General features: G+C 32.3%; 27 protein-coding genes and 1 pseudogene. 19 read left to right on the plus strand and 9 right to left on the minus strand.

The window, feature by feature from the left end; translation table 11 throughout:
• Window positions 1–103 precede the first annotated feature (103 nt).
• Both MHH59_RS11590 and MHH59_RS11595 read left to right on the plus strand, forming a co-directional pair.
• Entirely contained in the window at window positions 104–1,459 is a 1,356-nt protein-coding gene (locus MHH59_RS11590) for an RNA-guided endonuclease TnpB family protein (protein ID WP_050000731.1), read from the plus strand.
• 660 nt (window positions 1,460–2,119) lie between these two features.
• Window positions 2,120–2,986, plus strand: a complete 867-nt coding sequence (locus MHH59_RS11595; protein ID WP_340851230.1) for an MBL fold metallo-hydrolase — start codon at window positions 2,120–2,122, stop codon at window positions 2,984–2,986.
• 97 nt (window positions 2,987–3,083) lie between these two features.
• On the opposite strand, the gene MHH59_RS11600 is transcribed toward MHH59_RS11595, so the two are convergent.
• The 3 genes from MHH59_RS11600 to MHH59_RS11610 form a co-directional block, all read right to left on the minus strand.
• Window positions 3,084–3,734, minus strand: a complete 651-nt coding sequence (locus MHH59_RS11600; RefSeq protein ID WP_033728062.1) for an SMI1/KNR4 family protein — start codon at window positions 3,732–3,734, stop codon at window positions 3,084–3,086.
• 136 nt (window positions 3,735–3,870) lie between these two features.
• Window positions 3,871–4,812 (minus strand): nucleoside hydrolase, encoded by a 942-nt coding sequence (locus MHH59_RS11605; protein ID WP_050000733.1) that lies wholly within the window; start codon window positions 4,810–4,812, stop codon window positions 3,871–3,873.
• Window positions 4,813–4,845: 33 nt separating this feature from the next.
• Complete coding sequence (locus MHH59_RS11610; RefSeq protein ID WP_050000734.1) at window positions 4,846–5,448, minus strand: DUF2441 domain-containing protein; 603 nt, start codon at window positions 5,446–5,448, stop codon at window positions 4,846–4,848.
• Window positions 5,449–5,677: 229 nt separating this feature from the next.
• On the opposite strand from MHH59_RS11610, the gene MHH59_RS11615 reads away from it, so the two are divergent.
• From MHH59_RS11615 to MHH59_RS11635, 5 genes are all read left to right on the plus strand, one after another.
• Window positions 5,678–6,163 carry a hypothetical protein gene (locus tag MHH59_RS11615; RefSeq protein ID WP_002185892.1) on the plus strand — a complete coding sequence of 162 codons (486 nt, stop codon included), beginning with the start codon at window positions 5,678–5,680 and terminating at the stop codon, window positions 6,161–6,163.
• 181 nt (window positions 6,164–6,344) lie between these two features.
• Window positions 6,345–6,770, plus strand: coding sequence for a DMT family transporter (locus tag MHH59_RS11620; protein WP_340851231.1), 426 nt, complete (start codon window positions 6,345–6,347; stop codon window positions 6,768–6,770).
• An 18-nt stretch (window positions 6,771–6,788) separates the two neighbouring features.
• Window positions 6,789–7,481: a Crp/Fnr family transcriptional regulator gene (locus tag MHH59_RS11625; RefSeq protein WP_002127320.1), complete on the plus strand. Its 693-nt coding sequence runs from the start codon at window positions 6,789–6,791 to the stop codon at window positions 7,479–7,481.
• A gap of 19 nt (window positions 7,482–7,500) precedes the next feature.
• Window positions 7,501–7,971 (plus strand): DMT family transporter, encoded by a 471-nt coding sequence (locus tag MHH59_RS11630; RefSeq protein WP_098632283.1) that lies wholly within the window; start codon window positions 7,501–7,503, stop codon window positions 7,969–7,971.
• A gap of 154 nt (window positions 7,972–8,125) precedes the next feature.
• A complete protein-coding gene (locus tag MHH59_RS11635) occupies window positions 8,126–8,629 on the plus strand; it encodes a GNAT family N-acetyltransferase (protein ID WP_050000736.1) in 504 nt (167 codons plus the stop codon).
• A 376-nt stretch (window positions 8,630–9,005) separates the two neighbouring features.
• Here MHH59_RS11635 and MHH59_RS11640 read toward each other — a convergent pair whose 3' ends face one another.
• Together MHH59_RS11640 and MHH59_RS11645 are read right to left on the minus strand one after the other, a co-directional pair.
• Entirely contained in the window at window positions 9,006–9,827 is an 822-nt protein-coding gene (locus MHH59_RS11640; RefSeq protein WP_002189563.1) for a class I SAM-dependent methyltransferase, read from the minus strand.
• Window positions 9,828–9,872: 45 nt separating this feature from the next.
• Window positions 9,873–10,313, minus strand: coding sequence for a MarR family winged helix-turn-helix transcriptional regulator (locus MHH59_RS11645; RefSeq protein ID WP_078214544.1), 441 nt, complete (start codon window positions 10,311–10,313; stop codon window positions 9,873–9,875).
• Between the two features lie 684 nt (window positions 10,314–10,997).
• On the opposite strand from MHH59_RS11645, the gene MHH59_RS11650 reads away from it, so the two are divergent.
• The gene (locus tag MHH59_RS11650) at window positions 10,998–11,405 is read left to right on the plus strand and encodes a GNAT family N-acetyltransferase (protein WP_050000738.1); all 408 of its coding nucleotides are present in this window, start codon (window positions 10,998–11,000) and stop codon (window positions 11,403–11,405) included.
• An 82-nt stretch (window positions 11,406–11,487) separates the two neighbouring features.
• Complete coding sequence (locus MHH59_RS11655; protein WP_002012823.1) at window positions 11,488–12,141, plus strand: MBL fold metallo-hydrolase; 654 nt, start codon at window positions 11,488–11,490, stop codon at window positions 12,139–12,141.
• Between the two features lie 126 nt (window positions 12,142–12,267).
• On the opposite strand, the gene MHH59_RS11660 is transcribed toward MHH59_RS11655, so the two are convergent.
• Window positions 12,268–12,891, minus strand: coding sequence for a TetR/AcrR family transcriptional regulator (locus tag MHH59_RS11660; RefSeq protein ID WP_002127328.1), 624 nt, complete (start codon window positions 12,889–12,891; stop codon window positions 12,268–12,270).
• Between the two features lie 122 nt (window positions 12,892–13,013).
• Here MHH59_RS11660 and MHH59_RS11665 point away from each other — a divergent pair, with 122 nt between their 5' ends.
• Window positions 13,014–15,245, plus strand: coding sequence for an MMPL family transporter (locus MHH59_RS11665; protein ID WP_340851232.1), 2,232 nt, complete (start codon window positions 13,014–13,016; stop codon window positions 15,243–15,245).
• Window positions 15,246–15,293: 48 nt separating this feature from the next.
• Here the strand turns inward: MHH59_RS11665 and MHH59_RS11670 are convergent, their stop codons facing one another.
• On the minus strand, window positions 15,294–15,476 hold the full coding sequence (locus tag MHH59_RS11670) for a DUF4021 domain-containing protein (RefSeq protein WP_016120182.1): 183 nt from the start codon (window positions 15,474–15,476) through the stop codon (window positions 15,294–15,296).
• A 201-nt stretch (window positions 15,477–15,677) separates the two neighbouring features.
• On the opposite strand from MHH59_RS11670, the gene catA reads away from it, so the two are divergent.
• The 5 genes and pseudogenes from catA to MHH59_RS11695 all read left to right on the plus strand — a co-directional run bounded on the left by catA (window position 15,678) and on the right by MHH59_RS11695 (window position 19,970).
• A complete protein-coding gene (gene catA, locus MHH59_RS11675) occupies window positions 15,678–16,328 on the plus strand; it encodes a type A chloramphenicol O-acetyltransferase (protein WP_002127330.1) in 651 nt (216 codons plus the stop codon).
• A gap of 224 nt (window positions 16,329–16,552) precedes the next feature.
• A complete protein-coding gene (locus tag MHH59_RS11680) occupies window positions 16,553–17,077 on the plus strand; it encodes a GNAT family N-acetyltransferase (protein ID WP_016126906.1) in 525 nt (174 codons plus the stop codon).
• A 37-nt stretch (window positions 17,078–17,114) separates the two neighbouring features.
• Window positions 17,115–18,059: a GNAT family N-acetyltransferase gene (locus MHH59_RS11685; protein ID WP_179957901.1), complete on the plus strand. Its 945-nt coding sequence runs from the start codon at window positions 17,115–17,117 to the stop codon at window positions 18,057–18,059.
• 186 nt (window positions 18,060–18,245) lie between these two features.
• Complete coding sequence (locus tag MHH59_RS11690) at window positions 18,246–18,758, plus strand: GNAT family N-acetyltransferase (protein WP_016126908.1); 513 nt, start codon at window positions 18,246–18,248, stop codon at window positions 18,756–18,758.
• 360 nt (window positions 18,759–19,118) lie between these two features.
• Window positions 19,119–19,970: pseudogene (locus MHH59_RS11695) on the plus strand (DUF2935 domain-containing protein).
• A gap of 201 nt (window positions 19,971–20,171) precedes the next feature.
• Here MHH59_RS11695 and MHH59_RS11700 read toward each other — a convergent pair.
• Window positions 20,172–21,062, minus strand: a complete 891-nt coding sequence (locus MHH59_RS11700) for a DMT family transporter (protein ID WP_002168408.1) — start codon at window positions 21,060–21,062, stop codon at window positions 20,172–20,174.
• A 114-nt stretch (window positions 21,063–21,176) separates the two neighbouring features.
• Here MHH59_RS11700 and MHH59_RS11705 point away from each other — a divergent pair, with 114 nt between their 5' ends.
• The 4 genes from MHH59_RS11705 (at window position 21,177) to MHH59_RS11720 (ending at window position 25,181) form a co-directional block, all read left to right on the plus strand.
• Window positions 21,177–21,794 (plus strand): helix-turn-helix domain-containing protein, encoded by a 618-nt coding sequence (locus MHH59_RS11705; protein ID WP_002031957.1) that lies wholly within the window; start codon window positions 21,177–21,179, stop codon window positions 21,792–21,794.
• Between the two features lie 486 nt (window positions 21,795–22,280).
• On the plus strand, window positions 22,281–23,231 hold the full coding sequence (locus tag MHH59_RS11710; RefSeq protein ID WP_016126910.1) for a hypothetical protein: 951 nt from the start codon (window positions 22,281–22,283) through the stop codon (window positions 23,229–23,231).
• Window positions 23,232–23,472: 241 nt separating this feature from the next.
• Complete coding sequence (locus MHH59_RS11715; RefSeq protein ID WP_002012842.1) at window positions 23,473–23,622, plus strand: aspartyl-phosphate phosphatase Spo0E family protein; 150 nt, start codon at window positions 23,473–23,475, stop codon at window positions 23,620–23,622.
• Between the two features lie 158 nt (window positions 23,623–23,780).
• The gene (locus MHH59_RS11720) at window positions 23,781–25,181 is read left to right on the plus strand and encodes a protoporphyrinogen oxidase (protein ID WP_201056426.1); all 1,401 of its coding nucleotides are present in this window, start codon (window positions 23,781–23,783) and stop codon (window positions 25,179–25,181) included.
• Window positions 25,182–25,246: 65 nt separating this feature from the next.
• On the opposite strand, the gene MHH59_RS11725 is transcribed toward MHH59_RS11720, so the two are convergent.
• A complete protein-coding gene (locus MHH59_RS11725; RefSeq protein WP_063226654.1) occupies window positions 25,247–25,795 on the minus strand; it encodes a hypothetical protein in 549 nt (182 codons plus the stop codon).
• Window positions 25,796–25,799: the final 4 nt, after the last annotated feature.

The raw sequence follows: 25,799 nt of genomic DNA on the forward strand, positions 1-25,799 counted from the left end.
AAGGAATTACGATGAAGACCATGTTCACATTTTGTTCCAAGTATTGATTTGTTAAAAGTAACTAATGATTTTAATAAACCCTCTGAGAAAGGTGGTGAAAACAATGGCTAGAAAGAAAGCAGTGAAAGTATTACGTAAACAAAAGAAAAGAGAAAACATACAACGATTCACACAGAAACAGAATATCGGACGAGCTTGCCTTACTGCGAAAGAATTTCGCTTACTGCAACGCATGTCACATAGTTCAAAAGCGTTGCGAAATGTTGGATTATACACAATTAAACAAAGTTACTTGAATAATAACAAGATGGCTACTGTAAAAGAAGTGGACACTGCCATGCAAGCCGATATGAATTACTGGGGCATTCAATCAAACTCTGTTCAAGCGATTCGTAGATCCTTATTTACAGAAGTAAAAAGCTTTTTTAAAGGATTGGAACAGTGGAAGAAAAAACCTGAAACCTTCGCAGGTCGTCCTAAGTTTCCGAATTATTCTGGTTCAACTGACAAACGAATTATTGAAATCTATCAAGTTCCAAAAGTGGATGATAACGGGTATTGGATGATTCCAATGAATGTTGCATTCAGGAAAAAATTCGGTTCCATTAAAATACGTATGCCTAAAAATGTAAGAAATAAAAAAATCTCCTACATTGAGATTGTACCGAAGCAAAAAGGTCGGTTCTTTGAGGTGCATTACACATATGAAATGCACGTTTCTCAAATGAAGAAACCATCCACGACTACTAGTAACGCTTTGAGTTGCGATTTAGGTGTAGATAGATTATTAAGTTGCGTAACAAATACAGGTGATGCATTTTTAATTGATGGAAAAAAACTAAAATCTATTAACCAGTACTTCAACAAAATGATACGTAATCTCCAACTGAAAAATGTGGAAAATGGACTTTCTAAACGAGTTGTAACGAACAAAATGGCTGCACTTTGGCATAAACGGGAACGACAAATAAATGGTTACATTTCACAAACTGTCGGCTTGTTGTTCAAAAAAGTGAAAGCATGTAACATAGATATGGTTGTCGTAGGGTATAACACTGGTTGGAAACAAAAATCTGATATGGGGAAAAAGAATAATCAAAAATTTGTTCAAATCCCATTTCATAAACTGATTGCAGCGATTGAGAATAAATGTATAAAAGAAGGTATACGATTTTTAAAACAAGAAGAAAGCTATACTTCAAAAGCTAGTTTTCTTGATAAAGATAAGATTCCAGTTTGGTCTAAGGAGGATAGGACTCATTATCGCTTTAGTGGCAAACGAATCACTCGTGGTCTGTATCAAAGTAAATCAGGAACATGTATCCATGCTGATATTAATGGTGCATTGAATACATTGGAAAAATCAAAAATTGTACAATTGGATGACAATCTCAAAGTGAAAACGCCGATTCTATTAAAAGTGCAAAAACGTAGGGCTTTTGCTTCGCGCATAGCTTAGTGGGTGTGTCAACCATCCATGTGTACTCGACTTGTCGGGGCCTGTAGCACACGCCGGATTCATCTGAGTGGTGGCTTCTTCTATAAGGAAGAACTGCTCTTTTTCGAAAGGGTGGTGCAAGTGGGGAAACGATTATTCGTTTCTAGTACCAACCAAAAACATACTTGGGGTGTTACTGTGAGGTGGCATGAATGCTAGAGCGTCAACTGTCTAGTGATAGATGAAAAGACCTAGCGTTCTAACTCAAGCCCCCACTGAAACGCTTCATCTCAGTGGGGATAGTTGACTCAGCTGATAACATGGTAGCCCTCCTTATTAAATTCATTGATCAACTTTTTACCTGTTAACACATTACCGAAATAGGGAATGATTGGTTCCTTTGCATTCCAGGTTCAACACTCCTTCGATATTGTAAAATGTATCTCATTTATACAAATTGTAATATAATTTAAATGTAAATTCGTAGCGTAAAATAGATTAAAAGTAACAAATGTTGAGAAAGGATTCCCTTGTCAAAATTAGTATTTGTATTTCACTAGATAATAAAAAATGTAGAATGATTTTATTTCTGACATTGTTATTTAATAGTAATCAAAATACAAAATAAAGAATTTTCTCGGCTGGAAATTGTTACATACTCATAAAATGGAGGCAATAGTTATGCAGCAAATTAAAAAAATAGGAAACGCATTTTGGTACATGACACCTGTTTCCGAGACTGATAGACCTATCTTAGGAATGGTAGTTGGAAAAGAAAAGACTTTGATGATAGATGCAGGTAATTCAGAAGCACATACACAATTGTTTTTAGAAATGCTAAAAGAGCAAAATATCTCAAATCCTGATTTTGTAGCATTAACGCATTGGCACTGGGATCATATTTTTGGATTGCCTGTATTACAAAATGCATTGTCTATCGCACATTTTGAAACAAAAAAAGAGATGAACACACTTGTTTCTTATGAGTGGTCGGATGAGGCATTGGACACACGAGTGAAAGAAGGTACAGAAATTGAATTTTGTGCGGACTGTATAAAAAAAGAGTTCAGTGAAAAACCAAGAAATATTCAAATTCTTCCGCCGTCCTTAACCTTTCAGAAACAACTTGAATTAGACCTTGGTGATGTGACATGTGTGTTAGAGCATGTGGGCGGGAACCATTCACATGACTCTGTTGTCATTTATATTAAAGAAGAAAAGATTTTATTTTTAGGAGATTGTATTTATGCAGATATTTTTTCTTCTAAGTGGAACTATACGACGAAACGAACGTTTAAACTGATACAAGAGTTAGAGAAATTTGATGCCGAGACCTATATTCTTTCACATGGGGAAGCTATAGATCGAAATGGATTTTTGCGAGAGATTCGTTTATTAAAAACAGTAGGAACTTATACGGAAACTCATAAAGGCGATGAAGAGAAGATAAAGGCAGCATATAAACAAGAACTAGATAGAGAATTAAATGAAGATGAGCTAGAAACAATAACGTACTTTGTAAATGGTTATGAAATGGTTAATCTGTAAAACCTAACTCAAACCAGATTGAAGCTTATTCTGATTTGAATATAATTAAACTGTACAAAAAGAGTATTGAAAGTTAATTCAATACTCTTTTTAATAATTAAATATTTAGTCCCAACCAATTTCTAAATTTTTTTGCTGGCTCATCATCTGGGTTTACACCACTTTCAAGACTGGTTGTGAACGGTAACCACTGCCAATCCTCGCATCCTACAAAAGCTATTCTTGACCAATTATCAATGAATTCAATGAAATTATTCGCAATCTTATATCCATGTCCTTCTCCATCCTCGTGACTTAGGTAAATTATCGGAGCATCTATATTATCTTGCATATCAAATGCTAAATAATCCCCATTGCCCACTTCACAAAATGCTAATTTATTATGCCACACTATATCATATTCATCTTCAGGATTTGGAAAAACCGTGTCAATCCAGTCTTTTCGTTCTTTTTCAAACTCAGAAAGACTTTCTAAACTCCAGTGGGGTGTTCCGCAAAAAATTTCACGAAATTCATTTGGTAGCTCCATATCGTCAGGTAAAAACCAGCGTAAGCTAAAATTTCCTGAGAACTCTAAAAGTACTTTTTTGAAACTATTTGGTAATTTAACACCAAGTTTTTTTTCCACTTGGATTATCTTTTCAAGAGAAGATGGTTCATCTATACAAACTTCTTGAACTTCACCGCCTATTTCTTTAATTCTAGAAGTTATTATTTCTATTCTTTCTTTTAGTAACTCGTAATCCATCATATCACCCCATGTTATATTAATTAAAGTATATCATTCTTAATATACTTTTCGTTTGGGTTTCTAACTTTTAGGAGTGATTTCTCAGAATATATGTATTGTAATCTTAAAAGTTATTTTTCGTAAAATTGAGGTTTCAAGTAGCAGCTTTTTTAGCTAATTCAGTAATATATTCAAAGAATACATCACGTTTTACATCATAAACGACATTTACAGGTCGCCCATCATCAGTTGCCACTGTACGTCCTTGACTAGGTCCGTATGTATGAACAATACTTTTAATCGCTTGTACCTTTGCAAGATCAGCTTTCCCAGCAAAGGCAGCGGTTAATACATCCCACAAATAGTAAGTAGAGTTCGTTGAGAAGTGAACGAGAGGGGGAACCATTGCATAGCATTGACCAAGGAAATCAACACCAATATACTTACGCTCTTTTGCCCACTGTTCACGTATGTCTATAGTTAGCGGAACCTGGTTTGTACTTTCTAGAGTTACTAAATCAATGATTATATTAGCATTCCAAACACGAGCTACTGCTTCGGGATCCCAAAATGAATTCCACTCGGCTGTTCCGTCATGTTCTGGCTCATGTACATTGCCTGCAGTACGAAATGTACCGCCCATCCAAACGAGACGTTCAATTTTATCTTCGATTATTGGAGATTCATATAGTGCACGAGCAAGGTCAGTCAGGGGCCCTGTAAATAATAAAGTTGTTTTTCCATCAGTTTGTAGAAGAGTCTCTATTATATGATGATGTGCAGGTTTTTTTGATGCAGGTGTAACAACTTTCCCAAACTCATTTAAAATTGGTAAAGCATCTACATAAAATGCATGCATCCGCCATTCTTTTGGAAATGGGTTTTTTCCACGAGAGTTGGACGCTGCTACCTCAATATTATTTTTGCCGAAGCGATCTATAATTTTACGACTGGCAGACATTGCTGGTTCTAAATAACAATCTGCAGGAATAACTGAAACACCTGTAAGTTCTACATTTTCCATCTGGAGTAGTAAAAATAGTGATATTAAATCATCTACACCACCATCATGATTGAAGTACACTTTTTTCATCATTTTAATCTCCATTCTTTAATATTTAACCAGGAATTAAATTTTAATTGATGAAAAATCATCAATAATTTCCACCACTTCAATTCTCCCATTAATCAGTAACTCAGGAAGTTCATTTCTAACGTTTCCTTTCCAATACTCTCTAGCTTGTTCCATTTTTTGAGCGAAAGGAATACCATCTTCTTTCGGTAAAAGATTTCCGTCACCTTCAAAAGAACTACCGATCACTCGTAGTTTAACAATCTGTAAAACATCTCGATTATAAGAATCAAATAAAGCTTTCCATTTCAAAGCATCTTCATAGCTTTTGGCAGCATATAAGCAAGACAACCTTGACGGGTATTCAGGAAATTCTTGCAGCCTAACCATTTCCACAATCGTTTCTCTAACTGCTCTAATTGTTTGATCTATATAATTCAGAACTACTTTAGCATTTTCATTATTTATATGTAATTCTTCATTGATATAATGCCTTTTTAAAATTTGAATGGAGTCTTCATCATTAGAATTTAATTGTTCTCTTTCAAAAAAGAAGTGATAGAGGGTATTAGTTTGATTTTTGTCAAAGTGAATGATTTGTCCAATACTCATTATTTTCCTTGTAACGATGTGATATGCGTAAAATTCTGCATTATTCATGGTTATCCTCCTAGTAGTAATTATCATATAATTCAATATTAAATGTAATAATTCAACATTAAAATATATAAAACCTTTGTAAGTAAAAAGTTATAAAGTGGGAGGATTGGAGTGAAGAGTGGAAGAAATGCACGTAAACGCTTTAAAAATGTTCACAAAATGTTCACTTACGAAGGAGTTTCCAATATCGATATAATGACAAAGACTCAAAGAGAAGGGATGATGAAAATTGCCAACAACAAGAAAGGAAAACCTCCAATTTGGTATGATGATGTGCCTCGGGATGGTTATCGTTATGACGTTTTACAATTTATTAATGAATGGAGCAGGAGGGCCAATTCATATTAAGGAGATCGCATTAGAACTAATAATTGGATTTATTATTGCGCTATTAATTGAAATATGTATCGTAGGACCGTGTGCGAAAAAGATTGTATTTGCATTACCATTTGATAAATCAAAAAAAGTAAACATGATTATTGCGATGGCAACAACAATGGTAATCGGAATGGTATTCTTTATGTCATTTTACGGAATGGCTATGATGTATTTACATAATGGGTTACATGGTGACTCATTCGCTTCAATTTATTTCTCGATTTTCATTAAAAATTTCATTATGGCGTACCCACTTCAATTAATAATAATGGGACCTCTTGTACGTTTCTTATTTGGAAAGTTTGTTTTGAAGAATAAAGCTGTTAATGTAGCATAGTTTTAATTACTAAAATATTATATACGGATAAAGTTTTTTAAACACATCTCACATATTTTGAGATGTGTTTTTTCGTGTACATTACTAATTATTTTCATATTGATGTGACATTTGTCCTTTTGTCGTTGTAGTATTGTAGCTTTTAATTAAATCATAGATAGAAGATTAGGAGATGATTTTTTTGAAAGGTATTTTACTTTCAGTTTTTGGAGGAGTATTCATTACACTTCAAGGTACGTTTAATGCGAAACTTAGTTCAGATATCGGTATATGGTCGACGAGTATTATGATGCATTTAATTGGGTTTCTTATTGCAACAACTATATTTTTGTTAAAGAAAGAAGAGAAAGTAACGGATTTAAAGGGTGTAAAAAAAGTATATTTAGCAGCTGGCGCACTTGGTGGGTTGATTATTTGTGCGGAAACAATGGCGATATATTCAATGGGAGTTACATTAACAGCTGGAACACTTATGGTTGCTCAATTATTAACAGCTACTGTTATTGAAATGAAAGGATTATTTCATATAAAAAAGATACAAATGGAGAGATACCATATTGTGGGGACAATAGTAATGATTTTAGGTATTTTTGTGTTTAATATGTAAGGAAAGAAGGGACTGTAAGTGGATAATAAATCAGACTTAATTATTCAATATTTGAAAGCTTATAATATACTTGAAATTTTTTCAGGAATAAGTACTGACAATTTTCAAGTAAATCATTTTGAAAAAGGCAAGCTTATTTGCGATAAAGATGATGAAATTCATCGTTTATATTTTGTTATTAAAGGAAAAGTAAAAGTTTACACGATTACACCAGAAGGAAAGAAACTAATCCTTCGCTTTATCAATCCATTAGCAATTGTTGGTGATATTGAATTAATACAAAATAGCAAAGCACATAATGTTGTTGAAGCTTGTTCAGATGTTGTAGCAATCTCCATTTCTAATACAGTTATTAGAAATAAGTTATTACATGATCCTATATTTATGAAGTTCTTGCTTGAAAACATTGCGAACACGTTAAAAATATCGACTCGTTTTACAGCTCTAAATTTACTTTATCCGGTAGAAGTACGTGTAGCTAGTTATTTACTTTCGATTTCAACGGATAGTAATGGGAATATGTATAAAGAGGATTTAGATTCAACTTCTGTATCAAGTATTACAGATTTTATAGGTGTAAGTTATAGGCATGTAATTCGAGTTTTACAAAAATTTTATAGTGAAAAATTAATTGAAAAGAATAATGGAGTTATTGTAATTAAAGATTTTTCTAGAATGAAGGAAGTTGCTAAAGATAATATATATGAGTAATGAAAGGGAGAGAAGGGTTATGATTGGATTTAGTTTAGCTATATTAGCTGGAATATTAATTAGCTTACAATCTGTTTTTAATACGAAAGTGAAGGAAATTGTAGGACAGTGGTTAACAACTGCATGTGTTCTTGGAATAGGTCTCATAAGTTCTGTTTTATTTCATATCATTACAGAGAAAAGTATAAGCGTTAACTTTTATACTGCAAATTATTTATTTTATATAAGTGGATTGTTTGGTATCGGATTAATTATTTGTATAATGGGTGCAATAAAGAGTTTAGGTCCAGCTTATACGGTGCTCATTAGCCTTATTACTCAATTAGTTGTTGCATTATGTGTTGATACATTTGGATTGTTTGGAATGGAGAGAGTACCTATACAAATAAATAAATTAATTGGTATAGGTCTATTAATTGTAGGGGTAGGAATTTTTAAAAATTTTTTTTCGAATAAGAAAGCTATTACTATAAATGAGGATAGGGCCTAAAGAATTTAAAGGAAAAAGGTGTTAATAATTAGAACATATACATTTAGGTGGTAGTAAATGAGCGATAAGGAGAGAAAATAAGTGATTCAGTACATGTTGGAAGATGGTGTACATTATATTATGAGTGCAGTGACATAACTAGGAGGTTTCCACTATGACAGCTTTATTTAAAGCTATGGAGTTCCAGCTGAAAACTGAACGACTTGATCTGAGTATGTGGGAGGAATCCGATTCAGTCTGGATGAGAAAATTAATTGGCGAACGTGGTGTGGATATGCCAAACCTTGACGCCGTTCGTAGCATGCTTATAGAGATGCGTAAGAGAGCAGGCGAAAATGGCATTTCCCTTCTCACTATTCGCCGACGAGACGAAGGTGATTTCATCGGATACTGTGGCTTGATTATCGGTCGTTCCACACTGGAAGAGCCGGAGATCGCATACGAGTTGTTCCGCAGTGCTCATGGCAAAGGCTATGCGACTGAGGCAGCATCTGTTGTGCTGGACGCTGCGATTGCTACGGGGCGCCACAGACTTTGGTCGACTGTAGGCGCTTGGAATGTTGCGTCCTTCCGGGTGCTAGAAAAGATAGGATTTAAGAGGCATCACAGTACGTGGGACGAGCGCGGTGAGATTGTTTGGAACGTACGCGACCTTTAGAAATCCCGGACCTAACTCGAAACTATTGAAAAGGAGAAGAGGTCATTAGTTTGGGCAAGAATCCAGATAAAGATAAAATAACTGATTTATAATTCAAATAGTGACAAACTATAACTGAAGCATGTCCTCGAAAGCGGAGTGTTGCCTTCGCACCGAGGCTATGCCCTCCCCCAAAAACCAATCGAACGTTTCAAGTTATATATCTTTATTATACTGATTAAACTAAATATTTATTGTTTACTTATTTCATTCATTATGTAAATAAAAAAGGATAGTTAGCCCTCATAATGGACTAACTATCCTATAGATTATTATATGAATTTAATAAAATCGAGGTCTTCTTTTATATATGATTAATATATAAGCTATAGATTTATCATTTTTCAAACCGTATATGAACGAACTTCAACATCTTTATTAAATTTACAATCCGCATCATAATTCGTGTACTTCCATCCCAATCTTTATTTGTAGGTATATGTTTAAAGAAAGGGGAGCAGCTTAATATTTTTATGTTAGAAGACCACTTTTCTATTGTCTTTGGATTATTTACGTAAAAATACATCATAGCGCCGTTATTACCAGATTTTTTTACAGTAGCATTCGAAAGTGTCAGTGCGAACTTTGATTCGGCATCAAAATATAACTCTCCTCCAGGAAAACGTTTTGCCATAGCGACAAATATCTCCTTCAGTTCTTCTTCTTTAAAGTAATAAAACACACCTGCTGATATAAAAAGAATACTGTCTTTTGGATCATATTTTATATCGTTGAACCAAGAAGTGTCAAAAAATGATTTGGCAATGCTTATATTTCGTGGTGTATCTTCAATTAATGTTTTGCGGAAAGCGATCGCATCAGGCAAATCAAGGTTATACCACTGTAGGGTACCGTTATCAATTCTTGAAAAAGTAGTGTCTAGTCCAGAACCGATATTTACTATAGTAGCATTCGGATGTTTTCTAATAAATTGTTTAATAGTATCGTCTATTTTTCTTGCACGGGTAATGTAAGTGATACATCCATATTCGCCAAATGTATCTGCTATTTTAGAGAAATCAAAGTCGCATTCTTTAATAATCCGAATAGCTTCCGTATCATCTAAAATATCCTTGTTTTTCTCACTACCATATGCTCGTCCCCATAGTGGAATAAGCATAGTACTTTGAACTGATTGTAAATCTATTTCTTTAACCATGAAACGTCCTCCATTTAATAATAAAAAAATATCATATATATATGATTAGTCGTTATTTAGCATTTTTGATAGCATTTTATTTGTTTTATACAGTCCGTAAGTTAAATCACGTTGATCTTCTTCACTGAGTTTTTCAAGATTATTAGTGAAATTATTATAAATTTGTTTCCATCTTTCATAATGTACTTTTTCAGCTTTATCTGTTAAGGAAATTAAAACAGCTCGTTTATCTACTGTATCTTGTTTTTTTACAATGTATCCGTTTTGCTCTAAATTACGAACGGTTACACTTAATTGTTGTTTAGGTATGTTTAAATAACTAGCAATCATTTTTAAATTTACAGCGACTTTTTGCTGGGCAATATACTCAACTATGTGTTGCTCTAAATGTGTAAATTCAGTGGATTTCTCTGATAATAATTTGAAAGTACCTGACATATTTAATAATAAATTCATGTATTCGTTTATTAATTCTTTATTAGTCATTATTTTTCGTGTCCTTTATCAATTTAGTAATTATTTTATTACTATTATCACTTAAAATCAAATAATAACATTGATATTAGTAATTGTTTATTTACTAATATCAATGTTATTTAAATCGTGAGAGATGCAGTAGAGGAAAAGTTAAAGTTTTTTATGAGCGGTGAGTAGAAAGATTATAAAATATTACTTTATACATAAAAAACTAATGAAGCCAATGTCTTTTTCAGTCATTATACTATTAATAATTTTATGGTAAAATCTTTTACATAATGAAATAAAGGGGTAGTATTCTATGGGTTATTTCTCAAATAGTTTATTAGTTTTGTTTGTTCTTATCGTATGTAGCTGTATGATTTTTGGTTGATAATATAATGATGGATTGATATAAAAGAAGGTATCTCACAAAGATGAGATACCTTCTTTTTCGTATAATTGTAATTTAGATTCAGTATTTGGTGATGGTTGAAATGTATATATTTTATACTCACCATTAGTTGATATATTAAACAAATATTAAACAAATATTAAATAGAGAAATATATATGGTACCAATCTTATTAAGTTCCTTATGTGTTTAAAGAGAAGGAGTTTCATTTTTTTTTATTGAAGTATTGTTCTAGTCAGTTTAACGACGGTCAAAAATTTTATGGAATAAAAACAAAAAGGATGATAAGGAGTATTTACATGAAAACTATTTTAAATTACACGATTGAACCCCCTAAAGATTTCAATGAATTATTAACTATGTATGAATCTTTAGGATGGAATTCTCTTGAATTATCGGTTAATGAGTTAGAGCAAATGTGTAAACAAAGTTGGTATGTGATATATGCTTTTAAAGAGCAACAATTAATTGGGATGGGACAAGTAATATCAGATGGTGTAATAACGGGCATTATTTGCGGTGTATGTGTAATGCCAGAGTATCAGTCCATGGGCGTTGGAAAGGAAATAGTGGAACGATTAATCCGGCACTGTGAACAAAAACGAGTTATTCCACAACTTATGTGTGTTGAAGATTTAAAATCTTACTATGAATCAATTGGATTTGAGGGATTTTCGATTGGTATGACGAAACATATTAAACGATAGCGGGGCTTTGTAATTTAGAATTACTTGTTTATCAGGCCAATTTTTAGATTTCAAAAATTTCGTTATAAAGGAGAATAATGTTATGGAGATTGCTAAAGGGGTAGAGATGTTACATCTTGAATTTCAAGAGTATATTATTCACCCAATTCTTTTATGGGATGATGAAATGGCAGTTTTAATAGATACTGGATTTCCTGGACAAATTGAAGATATACGAATAGAGATGGGGAAGGTTGGAGTATCGTTTGATAAACTAAAAGCCGTGATTTTGACGCATCAAGATATAGATCATATAGGTAGTCTTCCTGAACTATTACAAAACTGTGGAAGTAATATAAAAGTCTATGCTCACGATCTAGATAAGCCGTATATCGAGGGGGAGTTACCTTTGTTGAAGGATGCACAAGTACAGAATCCTCCGAAAGGAAAAGTGGATGATACTTTGGTTGACGGCCAAGAACTTCCATATTGCGGTGGTATTCTTATTATTCATACCCCAGGGCACACTCCTGGTCATATTAGTTTATATTTGAGACAAAGTAAAACTCTTATCGCTGGGGATTCAATGTATAGCGTAAACGGAATTTTAGGTGGAATTCATGCCCCAACTACTTTGGATATAAAAGAAGCGCAAAATTCTTTGAAGAAGTATTTAAATCTAGAAATTGATTCTGTAGTTTGTTACCATGGTGGATTAAGTAAGGGGAATATAAATGCACAAATTCAAGAGCTATAGATAAGAATTTTTTGTTAATCAGTGCTAAAGTATAATTTAATTGCTAGTATATAAATAAAACCCTTAAATTAATAAAGAGCATGTTTGAAGGAATTTCAAATGTGCTCTTTATTAAATATAATCAATTTAATTTTGATGACTTAATCCATTCCAATAAAACGAAACGATTTCTTTTGCTAATTCATCTATATTTGCAAGAGTAGGATTGTGATTCTCATCTTTAAAATTCCCGATTGATAATAAAGCGACGAAAGCATGGGCAGCAAATTTAGGATTTCCTTTAGGAATTTCTCCAAGGAGAATTGCGTTATCTAGCGCTTTTTCCAACACTTCATACATGTTATCCTCGGCATTTTTTAATTCCTTTAATTGCTCTTCAGATAAAGAAAGTTTTGCATCTTTCATAAAATTATTCATATCAATATCCATCGTTGCGTGTAAGTATACTGTAGCAAAGTTCAATAATCTTTCTTCCAAAGTTTTATTCGTAGAGAGTATTTGATCCATATTTTCTCTTATGCGCACCATCATTTGAATCATAGTAGCGGTAAATAGATCAGCTTTTGTTGAGTAGTAATAGTAGACAGTTGCTTTTGTAACTCCACATTCTTTCGCGACCTCATCCATTGAAACAACTTGATAACTTTGAGTGAGAAATAACCTAGTTGCAACTTCTAAAATGATTTCTTTTGTAGACTTTGTATTTTTATTTTGACGAGGCCTTCCGAGAGGACGTTGTTTTTGATCCAAATACATTCGCTCCTGACATTTATTATTGAGATAATTATAACATAATTTTTTAATCATTCTTGATTAATTAACCGACCAGTATATATAATTAATATTGGAGGAAAAAAGGAAGGTGGGGTTTTATGAAAAAGCACCCGTTACATATGTTAGGGAGGCTTGTAGCAGGGAAGAATACGCAATGGATAACTTTATCGGTATGGATTCTTATTACATTAGTACTTTCATTTACGTTACCACAAGTAAACAGTACGAAAGAACCGAATCCGAAAAATTTACCTGAAACAGCTATGTCACAGCAAGCTGAAGCACTTATGAAAAAAGATTTTCCTAATAATGCAGGAAACCCGTTGTTAGTTGTATGGCATCGGGATGGTGGATTAGAGTCAAAAGACTACAAATTAATACAGGACGTTTATAAAGAGTTAAAAACGGACCCTTTAAAAGAACAATCATTGTTACCACCATTTGATACAATTCCAGAGCAAGTATTATCAAAAAGTGGATCAAAAGATGGTACATCATTTGTCACACCAATATTTTTTAATAAATCTGCTGGAACGGATATATTAAAAGGTAATTTAGAAGAGTTACGAAAAATAGTGAATAGTAAAGTGGATGAAGATCCGTTCAAACAAAAAATTACCGACTCTGGTTTACATGTTCGATTATCTGGACCTGTAGGTATTCAAACGGATGCGGTAAGTTTATTTAGTCAAGCTGATGTGAAATTATTAGTTGCTACTGTACTACTAGTATTGGTTTTATTAATTTTACTGTACCGTTCACCAATTTTAGCAATTTTACCTTTACTCGTTGTTGGTTTTGCATACGGAATTATCAGTCCGACACTGGGCTGTTTAGCAGACAATGGATGGATTAAAGTAGATGCACAGGCTATATCGATTATGACTGTCTTACTGTTTGGAGCAGGAACGGACTATTGTTTATTTCTTATTTCAAGATATAAAGAGTACTTGCTAGAAGAAGAAAGTAAGTATAAAGCATTGCAACTTGCGATAAAAGCATCAGGTGGAGCAATTATAATGAGTGCACTTACTGTAGTATTAGGGTTAGGAACGTTATTACTTGCTCATTATGGAGCTTTTCATCGATTCGCAGTTCCATTTAGTGTGGCTGTTTTCATTATGGGAATCGCTGCTTTAACGATTCTTCCAGCATTATTATTAATTTTCGGTAGAGTTGCATTTTTCCCGTTCATACCGAGAACAGCTGAAATGAATGAAGAGTTTGCAAGAAAGAAAAAGAAAGTAGTAAAAGTAAAAAATACTAAAGGGTTCTTTAGTCAAAAACTTGGGGATATTGTTGTACGTAAACCGTGGACAATTATTATGCTAACCGTATTTTTATTAGGAGGCTTGGCTTCATTTGTACCGCGTATTCAATACACGTACGACTTATTAGAATCATTCCCGAAAGATATGCCATCACGCGAAGGATTTACATTAATTACGGATCATTTTTCAGCTGGAGAATTAGCGCCAGTAAAGATTGTAGTTGATTCAAAGGGAAAAGATTTACCTATTAAACAAGAAATAGAGAAATTATCTTTTGTTAATAAAGTGAAAGAGCCAATGAAGGGAAAAGAAAATAATCAATTGCAAATGTATGAAGTTTCTTTAGTGGAAAACCCATACTCAATTGAAGCATTAGATCAAATCCCTAAATTGAAAAATAGTGTAGAAAAGGTATTAAAAGATGAAGGAATTAGTCAAGCTGAGAATCATTTATGGATTGGCGGAGAAACAGCTTCCTTATATGATACAAAGCAAATTACTGAACGGGATGAAGCGGTTATTATTCCGGTTATGATTAGTATCATCGCTTTACTTTTACTCGTGTATTTACGTTCAATCGTTGCGATGATTTACTTAATTGTAACTGTCGTTTTATCTTTCTTCTCTGCATTAGGAGCAGGCTGGATTTTACTGCATTTCGGTATGGGAGCTCCCGCGATACAAGGTGCGATACCGTTATATGCATTCGTATTTTTAGTTGCCTTAGGGGAAGATTATAATATCTTTATGGTTTCAGAAATATGGAAGAATAAAAAGAAACAAAATCATTTAGAATCAGTTAAAAATGGTGTTATACAAACAGGTAGTGTAATTACATCCGCAGGTTTAATTTTAGCAGGAACATTTGCAGTATTAGGTACATTGCCAATTCAAGTTTTAGTTCAATTCGGTATTGTGACAGCAATCGGTGTATTGCTAGATACATTTATTGTAAGACCACTGCTTGTACCTGCGATTACAGTCGTTTTAGGCCGCTTTGCTTTTTGGCCAGGGAAACTTTCTAAAAAGAGAGAAAAAGTAAAAAAATTGGATATATAATAGAGAAGAGCCAAGGATATTTTCCTTGGCTCTTTTCTATGTAGTTCATTAATTTTTTGAAGTCAAATCATCATTTACAACGTGATCAGCATCTTCAATGGTTGTTTCGGGCATTCCATATAAGCCGTTCATTGCTTGTTCTTCGATATTAAGATTTGCAGTATTATTATTTTGAATAGATGTAGTGTTTTCGATAACATTTTCTTTTTTATTTACATTTTTGTCATTCATGTTTGAATCCTCCAAACGTCATTTGATTTATTAATAGTATGTGGATGGATTTCCAGAAATATGTGAACGAATTTCTGCAGATGTTATATAGTTAAATAAAAAGCTTAGTATTAAATTTAAACTGTAAGGAGTGAACAAGTGTGGTGAAAACAAGAAAGTTAGCCTTCTAAAATAAAAATAAAATTTTAGGAGGCTATTAAAATGAAGTTTCATGTAATTGACAGAGAAAATTGGAATAGAGAGCAGTATTTTGAACATTATTTAAAATTAAAGTGTTCGTTTAGTATGACAGCGAATGTTGATATTACGATGATGCTAGAGGAAATACATCAAAAGGAAATTAAATTTTATCCGACTTCTATTTATGTAATTTCTAGAGTGATAAATAAACATACAGAATTTCGAACATGTTTTAATGATGAAGGAGTTTTAGGGTATTGGGAGGAAATGATACCTAGTTATACAATCTTTCATAAAGATGATAAATCTTTTTCAAGTATATGGACGGATTATTCTAGCGATTTCCACATTTTCTATAAAAACTATGAAGAGGATATGAGATGTTATGCTAATGTTCATGGTTTCTTCCCGAAAGAAAATATTCCGCCAAATATTTTTCCGATTTCTGGTATACCTTGGACTAGTTTTACAGGATTTAATTTAAATATTAATAATGATGGTGATTCTTTATTACCAATTATTACTTGTGGGAAATATTTCAATGATGGAAGCAGGGTTATGCTACCTGTTTCATTGCAAGTACATCATGCGGTTTGTGATGGATATCATGCGAGTCGATTTATAGAGGATTTACAGGAGCTAGCTAATACTTGTAACGAGTGGCTTAAGTAATATCTAATTATTAATTATATAAAATTGAAAATGAATAAGCGTTAAAATAAAAAGAAGAGAACATATGTATATTACATATTCTCTTCTTTTTATTCATTCATATTAAGTAACAGTGGAAAATATAGGTTGATTTGTAGTTTAATGGTAAAGAGAGTGATTAGTTTTAAATTTCTTTATTTTATAATTATTTAAGGGTTCAAATGTTTTAATAGGGGGAAAGTAAAGTGAAATTCATACGTATTGAAAAAGATGAAATCCTAATTAATAATATGGCAAAATTGTATTGTAAAGCATTTGAGAAAACAAATTTTACTGAAATGATTGAGAGAATGAAAAGACATATAGAATATGCAGATTTTAAAGGTATAGTAGCAATAAATGATGAAAATGAGGTAGTTGGTTTTACTTATGGTTATCGCTCATTAGAAGGGCAGTACTATAATCAATTAATGAGAGAAGCGTTAAATCTAGAACAAGCAGACGAATGGTTACAAGATTGTTTTGAATTTGTAGAGTTAGCAGTTCACCCACAATATCGAAATGAAGGTCTTGGAATGAAATTACATAATGAATTATTAGAAGGGATTTCAAATAGAACGAGTATTTTAACAACACAAATAAACTATGAAAAAGCGCGTTCTTTATATAAAAGATTGGATTGGGTGGATGTATTAGAGCCATTTCACCCAAGTAAAAGTGATGCCCCATATGTAATAATGGGAAAAATATTAAAGACAAAAGTAAATTAATAACTATATCGTTCACAAAAGTTATCGGTTTATAACAATGAAGGGGAAAATAAAAATGACAATAATATCTATAGAAAAAGCTACAATTTTAGATGCTGAAAAGTTAACAGAAATAATGAAAAGAACATTTGATGAAGAAGCAAAGCGATGGTTATACGGCCAAGGTGATGTAATTGATTATAACATTCAACCGCCAGGATATTCTTCAGTTGAAATGATGAAATATTCAATTGAAGAATTGGATACTTACAAAGTGATAATGGATGAAAAAGTAATCGGGGGAATTATAGTTACGATCTCTGGTAAATCGTACGGAAGAATCGATCGTATTTTTGTAGAGCCTTTTCTTCAAGGAAAAGGAATTGGATCGCGGGTTATTAAGTTAATAGAAGAAAAATTTCCGAACATAAGGATTTGGGATCTTGAAACATCTAGTAGACAAATTAATAATCATCATTTTTATAAAAAAATGGGCTATGAAATAATTTTTAAATCTGAAGATGAGTATTGCTATGTAAAAAGAAAAAATGTAGATGCAGTTGGAGAGAACCTAATTAAAAATAAAGATATGAAAAATGGTCAATACGAAAACTGTAATTTGGTTAATACAGAATATTATCAAGTAAATTTAAAAAATAGTGCATTTGTTGGTAGTAATATAATGCATATGAATATGAGTAATTGTAATATAAGTCAATCAACCTTTAGAAATATTAATTTTAGAAATTCCTCATATGCAGATTTGAATATTTCTGGCAGTAAATTTAATTTTGTGACTTTAGGTGGAGTTCAATTTAGAGATACAAGCCTTGGAGAGGATAAAGATCCTATTTCATTTGATAGATGTGATTTGGAAAGTACTACAATACGTAGTAGTAATCTGAAAAATATTGAAATAGAAAATTGTGATATTACCGGTATGAAAATAAATGGTATTTCAGTAGAAGAACTGCTTGAGTTGTATAATAGGGTGAAAAATTAAATAAAAAATCACTTAGCATATTCTAAGTGATTTTTTCATTTTGAACGAGAGGGAATATAAGAGATGATGTTCAAAAAGCGAATATTATATCGAAATAATTATATGAAAATAACACAAAGAAATAAGGGTTGGCAGGATTTTAATATGGGATATTAGAATATGAATATTTGAATGGAGGGGAGAAAGATGGAGATTAACGTTAGAGCGGTAGAAATACAAGATGCTAGAGCAATTCATCGTATATGCATACAAGATGATGTTTTACCTTATATGGTTTTCTTACCTAGTATGCGTGTAGATGCAATGGAGAATAGAATTCGAAATTTAGCACAGAATCAATTTGAATTTGTAGCAGAATGTGATGGAGAAGTTGTTGGATTTGTCGGTTTAACCCAAAGTCCAGGGCGAAGATCTCACTCGGGTGATTTATTCATCGGAGTAGATAGTGAGTATCACAATAAAGGAATTGGAAAAGCACTTCTTACAAAAATGCTTGATTTAGCTGATAATTGGCTAATGTTAGAACGAGTGGAACTTGGTGTATTAGAAACGAATCCTAGAGCCAAAGTATTATATGAAAAATTTGGATTTATCGAAGAGGGTGTAAAGGTTGGGAATTTGAAGGCTCATGGGAATTTTGTTAACGAAATCATGATGAGTCGTTTTAGACCAAATGGTTTGATTGTACATAATAAATAGGGGTGTAAATTGAACAGAAATATCGATTTGTTTTGAAAAAAGTATGGCAAAAGGACGCCATGCTTTTTTCAGTTTATTAAAAATAAAGAACAATTTTTATTTAAAGGATGTTTTAAAGGATGAAGCATTAGGAATCATCTCAATCCGGAAAGCATATGACTTAATAGAATCTATTTCTATGTGCAAGGGGAATGCATATGTGGAAATTTCAAAAACCTTGAAAAAACGATTGCATAAGTATATTTAAATTTTATTTATTTTCATACATAGTATAATTGAGCATTCCAGGAACAAGGAGTGATTGTAATGTCGACAGACCAACCTATTCCTGGACATTTTATTATGGACCCACAGTGAGCTATGCTGTTGCCACCGGAATTGAAAGCAGCTCCATCTGAATCATTAACAGAACAATTATTTATTGAACGGTCTATAACTGAAAATAGATTTTGGTTACGTATTATGAAAGAGCATGCTTTGTTTCTTGGTGAGGGGTTTAATCGTAACGATAAAAATTTAATTCAGTAAGTAGAACAGTTTTATAATCAGTTTGATAGGCAGCTGCAAAAAGCATTTACTATTCCACAAACTGTTCAAGCGGTAAGGCAATTAAATGAAGAGAGTATTCAGTTAGTGTATGCTTTTCGTAATTATAAAAGAAACTTACTAATTTTAATCATCAATTGTAAAGTGAAAGGGTTTAATTTTCCACTTTTAGTGGATCATGTTGCACGAGAAGCGGAATATTTTATGCGGACACTTCAAAAGTTTAATGAAGGCAAGATGGATCCTATTCAAGATGCGATTATTAGCGAGAATGTTTTCTGGTTACGAATTATGATGGAACACTCACGTTTTATTGGATCATTACTGGATCAATCGGAAAGAAATCTTTTTCATACAGCGTTGAAATTCGGTGATGATTTCGAAATTTTGCTTAACCAAGCTAGAGATGTTGAATCGATGTTATATCAAAAAGAACCGACATACCCGATTATAGGAAAAATGAATAAAGATAGTGAAAATGCCACTGTTGAGTTAAGGGATTTCAAAAAAGCAGGATTAGAGTTAATTCAAACATGTCAAATCCGAAATGTCATAAATCCATTGCTTGCTGATCATGTTACAAGAGAGGCAGAGCATTTCCTCTTCATGATTCATGTATTGGAGCAAAGGCTAAAGCAAAAGCAGGTGGAACAATCTCCGCAATAATAAATAAACAAGGAAAGCATGGCAAACTAATGTCATGCTTTTCTTGTTTATCCCGCTATTTGTCGGCAGTAAAACTCCCATCTCAAAATTTGGCTGGATCAAAGAAGTTATGAGGGAGAAAAACTGTCCGTAAACGCCCTATTGGTGAAGGCTAATAATCAGCGGGGGATGAACAAAACCCCCACTGATTAAAGTTTCACTTTATAAATTGTGATTTGATTGTTTCGGTTGTAATAAAAATAATGCTAATCCAATGAAAATAAGTAGAATTCCTAGTCCTTGCTGTAAAGAAATTGTTTCATCTAAAATGAAATAGGCTAAAATACAAGTTCCAATTGTCTCTCCTAAAATACTCATCGAGATAACAGTAGCGCTCATCCATTTTAATAACCAATTAAAAATTGTTTGTCCTAAAATCGTTGCAATGAATGCAAGACCTATAAAGGACCACCATGTTTGTGCAGTGTAATTGAAGAAAGATGACTGCTGTGTGTAAGCAAATATACCGAGAAAGAGTGAACTACTGCCATAACTAATTACCGAGTACGGTATTAGGGATAGGTCTTTACGAACATATTGACTAATGAAAAAGTAAGCTGTTATGACGCCAGCAGCAATAAAAGCTAAAATATCGCCGTATAAAGCTTCGCCACTAATTTGAAAATCTTGCCACCCAATCACGATACTTCCTGAAATTGCAATAAGGCAGCCTATAATCGCACCTTTCGTAAACCGTTCCTTAAATAAAAAATAACCACCGACCATTGAAAATAAAGGTTGCAACGTTACGATAACTGTAGAACTTGCTATGGAAGTATACTGTAATGATTCAAACCATAGTACATAATGAGCTGCTAGAAATAATCCAGATAAGAGTCCAAATCCCCATTGCTTTTTTGATAATGAGCGAAGTTCGCTTCGATTGTTTGTATTAAATATTAGAAACGGTAAAAGAATTACCGTAGCAAACAATAATCGATAAAAAGCAGTGATTGCTGCAGGGGCATCGGCTATTTTTACGAAGATAGCTGAAGTAGATAAGGCGAACACGCCGAAAAATAAGATGAAATATGAAAGAATAGGTGATTTCAAAGTTTGTCCCTCCGATTGGTTGTTTATTATAATGAACTGTATGTAATATAATGTACAAAAGTTAGTATATAAGCCTAAGATGAAATAAGGAAGGATTAATTGCCACTGTTTAGTATGTCAGCACAAAAGGGACAAAAGATGTATTATGATGGACGAAAGGAAGTTGTAACAATGATTCATTATCGGCTAGGTCAAACTGTTTTAAGTTATCGTAAGAAAAATAATATGACAATTCGTGAATTTGCTGATTATGCAGGAATCAGTACTTCACTTATTAGTCAAATTGAAAGAGGACATGCCAATCCTTCTTTAAATGTATTGGAATTAATAGCGAAAGCATTAAATGTACCGCTGTTTACTCTTTTTATTAATGATATCGATACAGACTCACTTATTTCTAAGAAGAAAGATCGGAAAAAAGTATATCGAGAAAATAATGATCATATTGTTTATGATGTGTTAACACCAGATTTTATGAAAGCTCGCATTGAAATGTTAATGATGGATTTAAACGGATATGCAAATACAACAGAAAGTCACTATTCCCACGAAGATAAGGAAGAAATTGCAGTTGTAATGAAAGGGGAAGTGTATGTGGAATTGGAAGGGAATGAATATTTTTTAGAAGAAGGAGATGTTGTGCGTATTCCACCGAACGTGAAACATAGATTTTTGAATAAGAGTGATGAAATGAATCACATCTTATTTGTATTAACACCTTCGTTAAGCTAAGGAAGTAGCTTAAGGATACATATTAAGTGGTAACATAATAGAAAGTATCAATTACATAAAGATTCGCGTGTATAATAAAACAACTATCTATAAATACATACACATTTGATTTTCACTTTGTATGTTTAAGAAGATGAGAGATTTGACAAAAAAATAAGATAGTTCCATGACTATCAAACCAAATAATTCAGATAAACAAAGAGTGGAAATTTTTAAGGCTTTGGCAGGAGTAAAACGAGAAATTGTTCGTTATGTATTTCATAATCAAAACAATCACAATTGTGGAAGATTGAGACTGCATTAGGGATGAATAAGTATCATCTCAAAATATTATTAGTAGCAAATTTAATTCTTGTTGAGCGACAGGGGCAATTTTAATTTATAACTGTAAAGGAGGAAACTTTTCAAGAGTTTTCACCTGGCTTTTTGCCGACTTTGTAGATGCTAAAAAACCATTTTTATTAGGGTTTAGAGGGGATAAGAGAGATGGAAAATATAAGTGTATTAAAAGATGGGCTTTCAATTATATCTCAATGTAAAAAAGAAACAAATGATATTTGGCATGCACATTTCGGAGCAGCTGCCATTGCTAGTTATTTTTTTACGAAAAACAATAACATTGATGAAAAAACTATCTGTAACATTTATTCTCAAGCGAAAATGATGCTCCATAAGCAAAGGTTAGGCGAAACAATTGATAATAAACAAGGTGTCGATTATCAAAGTGCTGAAGAAACGATAATTAAATCTTTGGAACAAACGATTGATGAACTCCATTGGGTTGGTCATAATGTAATTTACGCTTCTTTAAGTTTACTAGCCATTAAGGAGTTAAGTCATTGGGGGAGTGAGCAAGATATTAATAATATAGCAAACCTTATATTATCGTTTCAAAAAACAATTCCCGGTAGATCTTGGATTGGTTTTACAACTAAAGAAGTAAAGCAACTAATTATAAATAATGAGGAGATTCAAAGCGAAATTAAAAACCCAAAGCAATTATCTGAATTTATTTTAAATGAATTATCTGAATTTAATGTTATATATAAGGCAGAATCACATCAAGATTTAATTGGTCATATGCTTACCTTCTCACATGCGATTAATATATTATATGACTTAGGGCATATAGAATTATTTCAACGAGGAATAAAACCACTATTAAAGCTAGTTTATGTACTTAGAAAAAGTCGCAATTTAATGCCGAATGCCCAAATAATATTGAATTCTCCTGTAGATCGTTTACCTCTTACAAAAGCAAAACAAGTTGATACACTTCCGCTAGATAATGCATTCTGGCTTAAAGACTACAGCGAATTTAATTGGGATTTTGGGCACATATTTAAATTTTCATATAGTTATTTTGATCACTTAACAAGGGTTCCAGAATATAAAGATAAAACATTTGAGAAATTCTGTTGTATTATTAATGAGTAAAAGTGTCTAACTTTAAATTAATAGTAAATGGTACACATTCATAAACTAACATATTTATAAAAAATGGTAGAAAATTATAATGACCTGTAATAATAGGCTTAGTTTAAGTCTCTTTTTTTGTTAGTAGTATATTGTTTTTTCAAATATGTAAGATTTTACATTAGCATGAGACTTTTACTTATTATGTAAGTAGGCTATACTAAAATACATATATTTTGAAATTGGAGCGAATAAAGACGATATGGAATTAGTGAAGTTAGAAAAAATAATTGAATTGAAAAAAGAAGAATTATTGAATCTAGTCTCAAATTATGGACTTCAACATGAAAAAGTAATAGCACTCAGCCAAGAAATTGACAAATTAATAAACTGGTTTATGTTTTTAAAATAGAAAGAACTATGACGTGAGTTGAATATGTTATAGTTCTTTTTTATTCATATATATTGTCTAATTTCTTACAGAATGCGCAAGCTGCTAGTCGACTATGATAATTTTTGGTTATAATAATAAAGGAATTATTAATTGTATCGGTTAGGGGCGCAGCAAATATGAAAACAGTCGTTGTCATCGGTGGAGGTATTACTGGACTTTCTACTATGTTTTATTTAGAAAAATTAAAGAAGGATTATAATATAGATTTAAATTTAATCCTTATTGAGAAAGAAGAGTATTTAGGTGGTAAAATCCACAGTGTGGAAGAAAATGATTTTATTATGGAATCTGGAGCAGATTCTATTGTAGCTCGTAATGAACATGTTTTGCCGCTTGTAAAAGATTTAAATTTAGAAAATGAAATGGTATATAACGAAACAGGTATTTCTTACATATACTCTGATAACATATTACATCCAATTCCTGCTGACACTATATTTGGGATTCCTATGAGTGTTGAATCATTATTTAGCAGTACGCTAGTCTCAAAAAAAGGGAAAATCGTTGCTTTAAAAGATTTTATTACGAAAAATAAGGAGTTTACAAAGGATACATCACTTGCTGTATTTTTAGAAAGCTTTTTAGGGAAAGAATTAGTGGAAAGACAAATTGCACCTGTGCTTTCAGGTGTATATTCTGGTAAATTGAAGGAGCTTACAATGGCATCTACGTTACCATATTTACTTGAGTATAAAAATAAATATGGAAGTATTATTAAAGGTTTTGAAGAGAATAAAAAACAATTTCAGTCAGCAGGAAATAAAAAGTTTGTATCATTTAAAAGTGGACTATCTACGATTGTTAATCGCTTAGAAGAAGTGCTGACGGAGACTGTCATTAATAAAGGTGCTGTAACAACAGTGATAAGTAAAAAAGGGGATCGGTATGAGGTTTCTTTTGCAAATCATGAGACAATACAAGCTGATTATGTCGTTTTAGCAGCTCCACATGATATCGCACAAACGTTATTACAGTCTAATGAGTTAAATGAGCATTTTAATAAATTTAAAAATTCATCGCTTATAAGTATTTACTTAGGTTTTGACATACTAGATGAACAACTACCGGCTGACGGCACAGGTTTTATCGTAACGGAAAACAGTGATTTACATTGTGATGCTTGCACATGGACAAGCAGGAAGTGGAAACATACATCTGGTAAACAAAAGCTATTAGTAAGAATGTTTTATAAGAGCACTAATCCAGTATATGAAACGATCAAAAGTTATAGTGAAGAAGAATTAGTACGAGTTGCTTTATATGATATTGAAAAGAGCCTCGGAATTAAAGGTGAACCGGAAGTAATTGAAGTTACAAATTGGAAAGATTTAATGCCGAAATATCATTTAGAACATAATCAAGCTGTTCAATCATTACAAGAAAAATTGGCCGTGCTTTATCCTAATGTATACTTAGCTGGTGCTTCATATTACGGTGTAGGAATTGGTGCTTGTATTGGAAACGGAAAGAATACTGCCAATGAAATAATTACGACATTGAATGAACAGTCAAAATAATAATATTGAATACATATGTAAATAAAATGTCCCTCCAACATAATGGAGGGACATTTTATTTGTAATTATTTAACATTAATTACAATCTTTTTATGATTGGCTTTATTCTCTTTAATAGTTAATGTTATTTTTCCAGATTCTTCAAAGGAATACGGTGAGAGCCGATAAAGTTCTTTAATACTATGTTTTTCTTTTAAATTATTTGTAGGAATTAATGTTATATTAGGCTTCCATGTTTCCTGTTTGCCTGAAGGGTAGTCTACTATTATTTCTGGATTATTTAATTGTATTGTTTCCCAAGAGACAAAATACAGTTCAACTTCTGCATCTTTTTTTAGTAATTCTTCTGAGAAATAACCAAACTCACCAACATTACCAAAAACAGTGAAATTTTGATTTTGCAATTTAATATCTAAATATCTAGGTTGATATGTTGCTGCGTGATACATTCCGTATGAAAGAGAGAGTGTGGCAGCGATTAATATACCAACTGAAAATGTCTTAAAGCTATTTCCTTTAAAACTTGTCATCATAAATGAGTTTGGTGTGAATTTTTTTGCGAATAAAAAAATGAGTAAAATGAGCAAGAGGGATAAGCCAATGAAAATATACATAAAG

It is taken from the genome of Bacillus sp. FSL E2-0195 (assembly GCF_038003645.1).
GTDB classification, from domain to species: domain Bacteria; phylum Bacillota; class Bacilli; order Bacillales; family Bacillaceae_G; genus Bacillus_A; species Bacillus_A mycoides.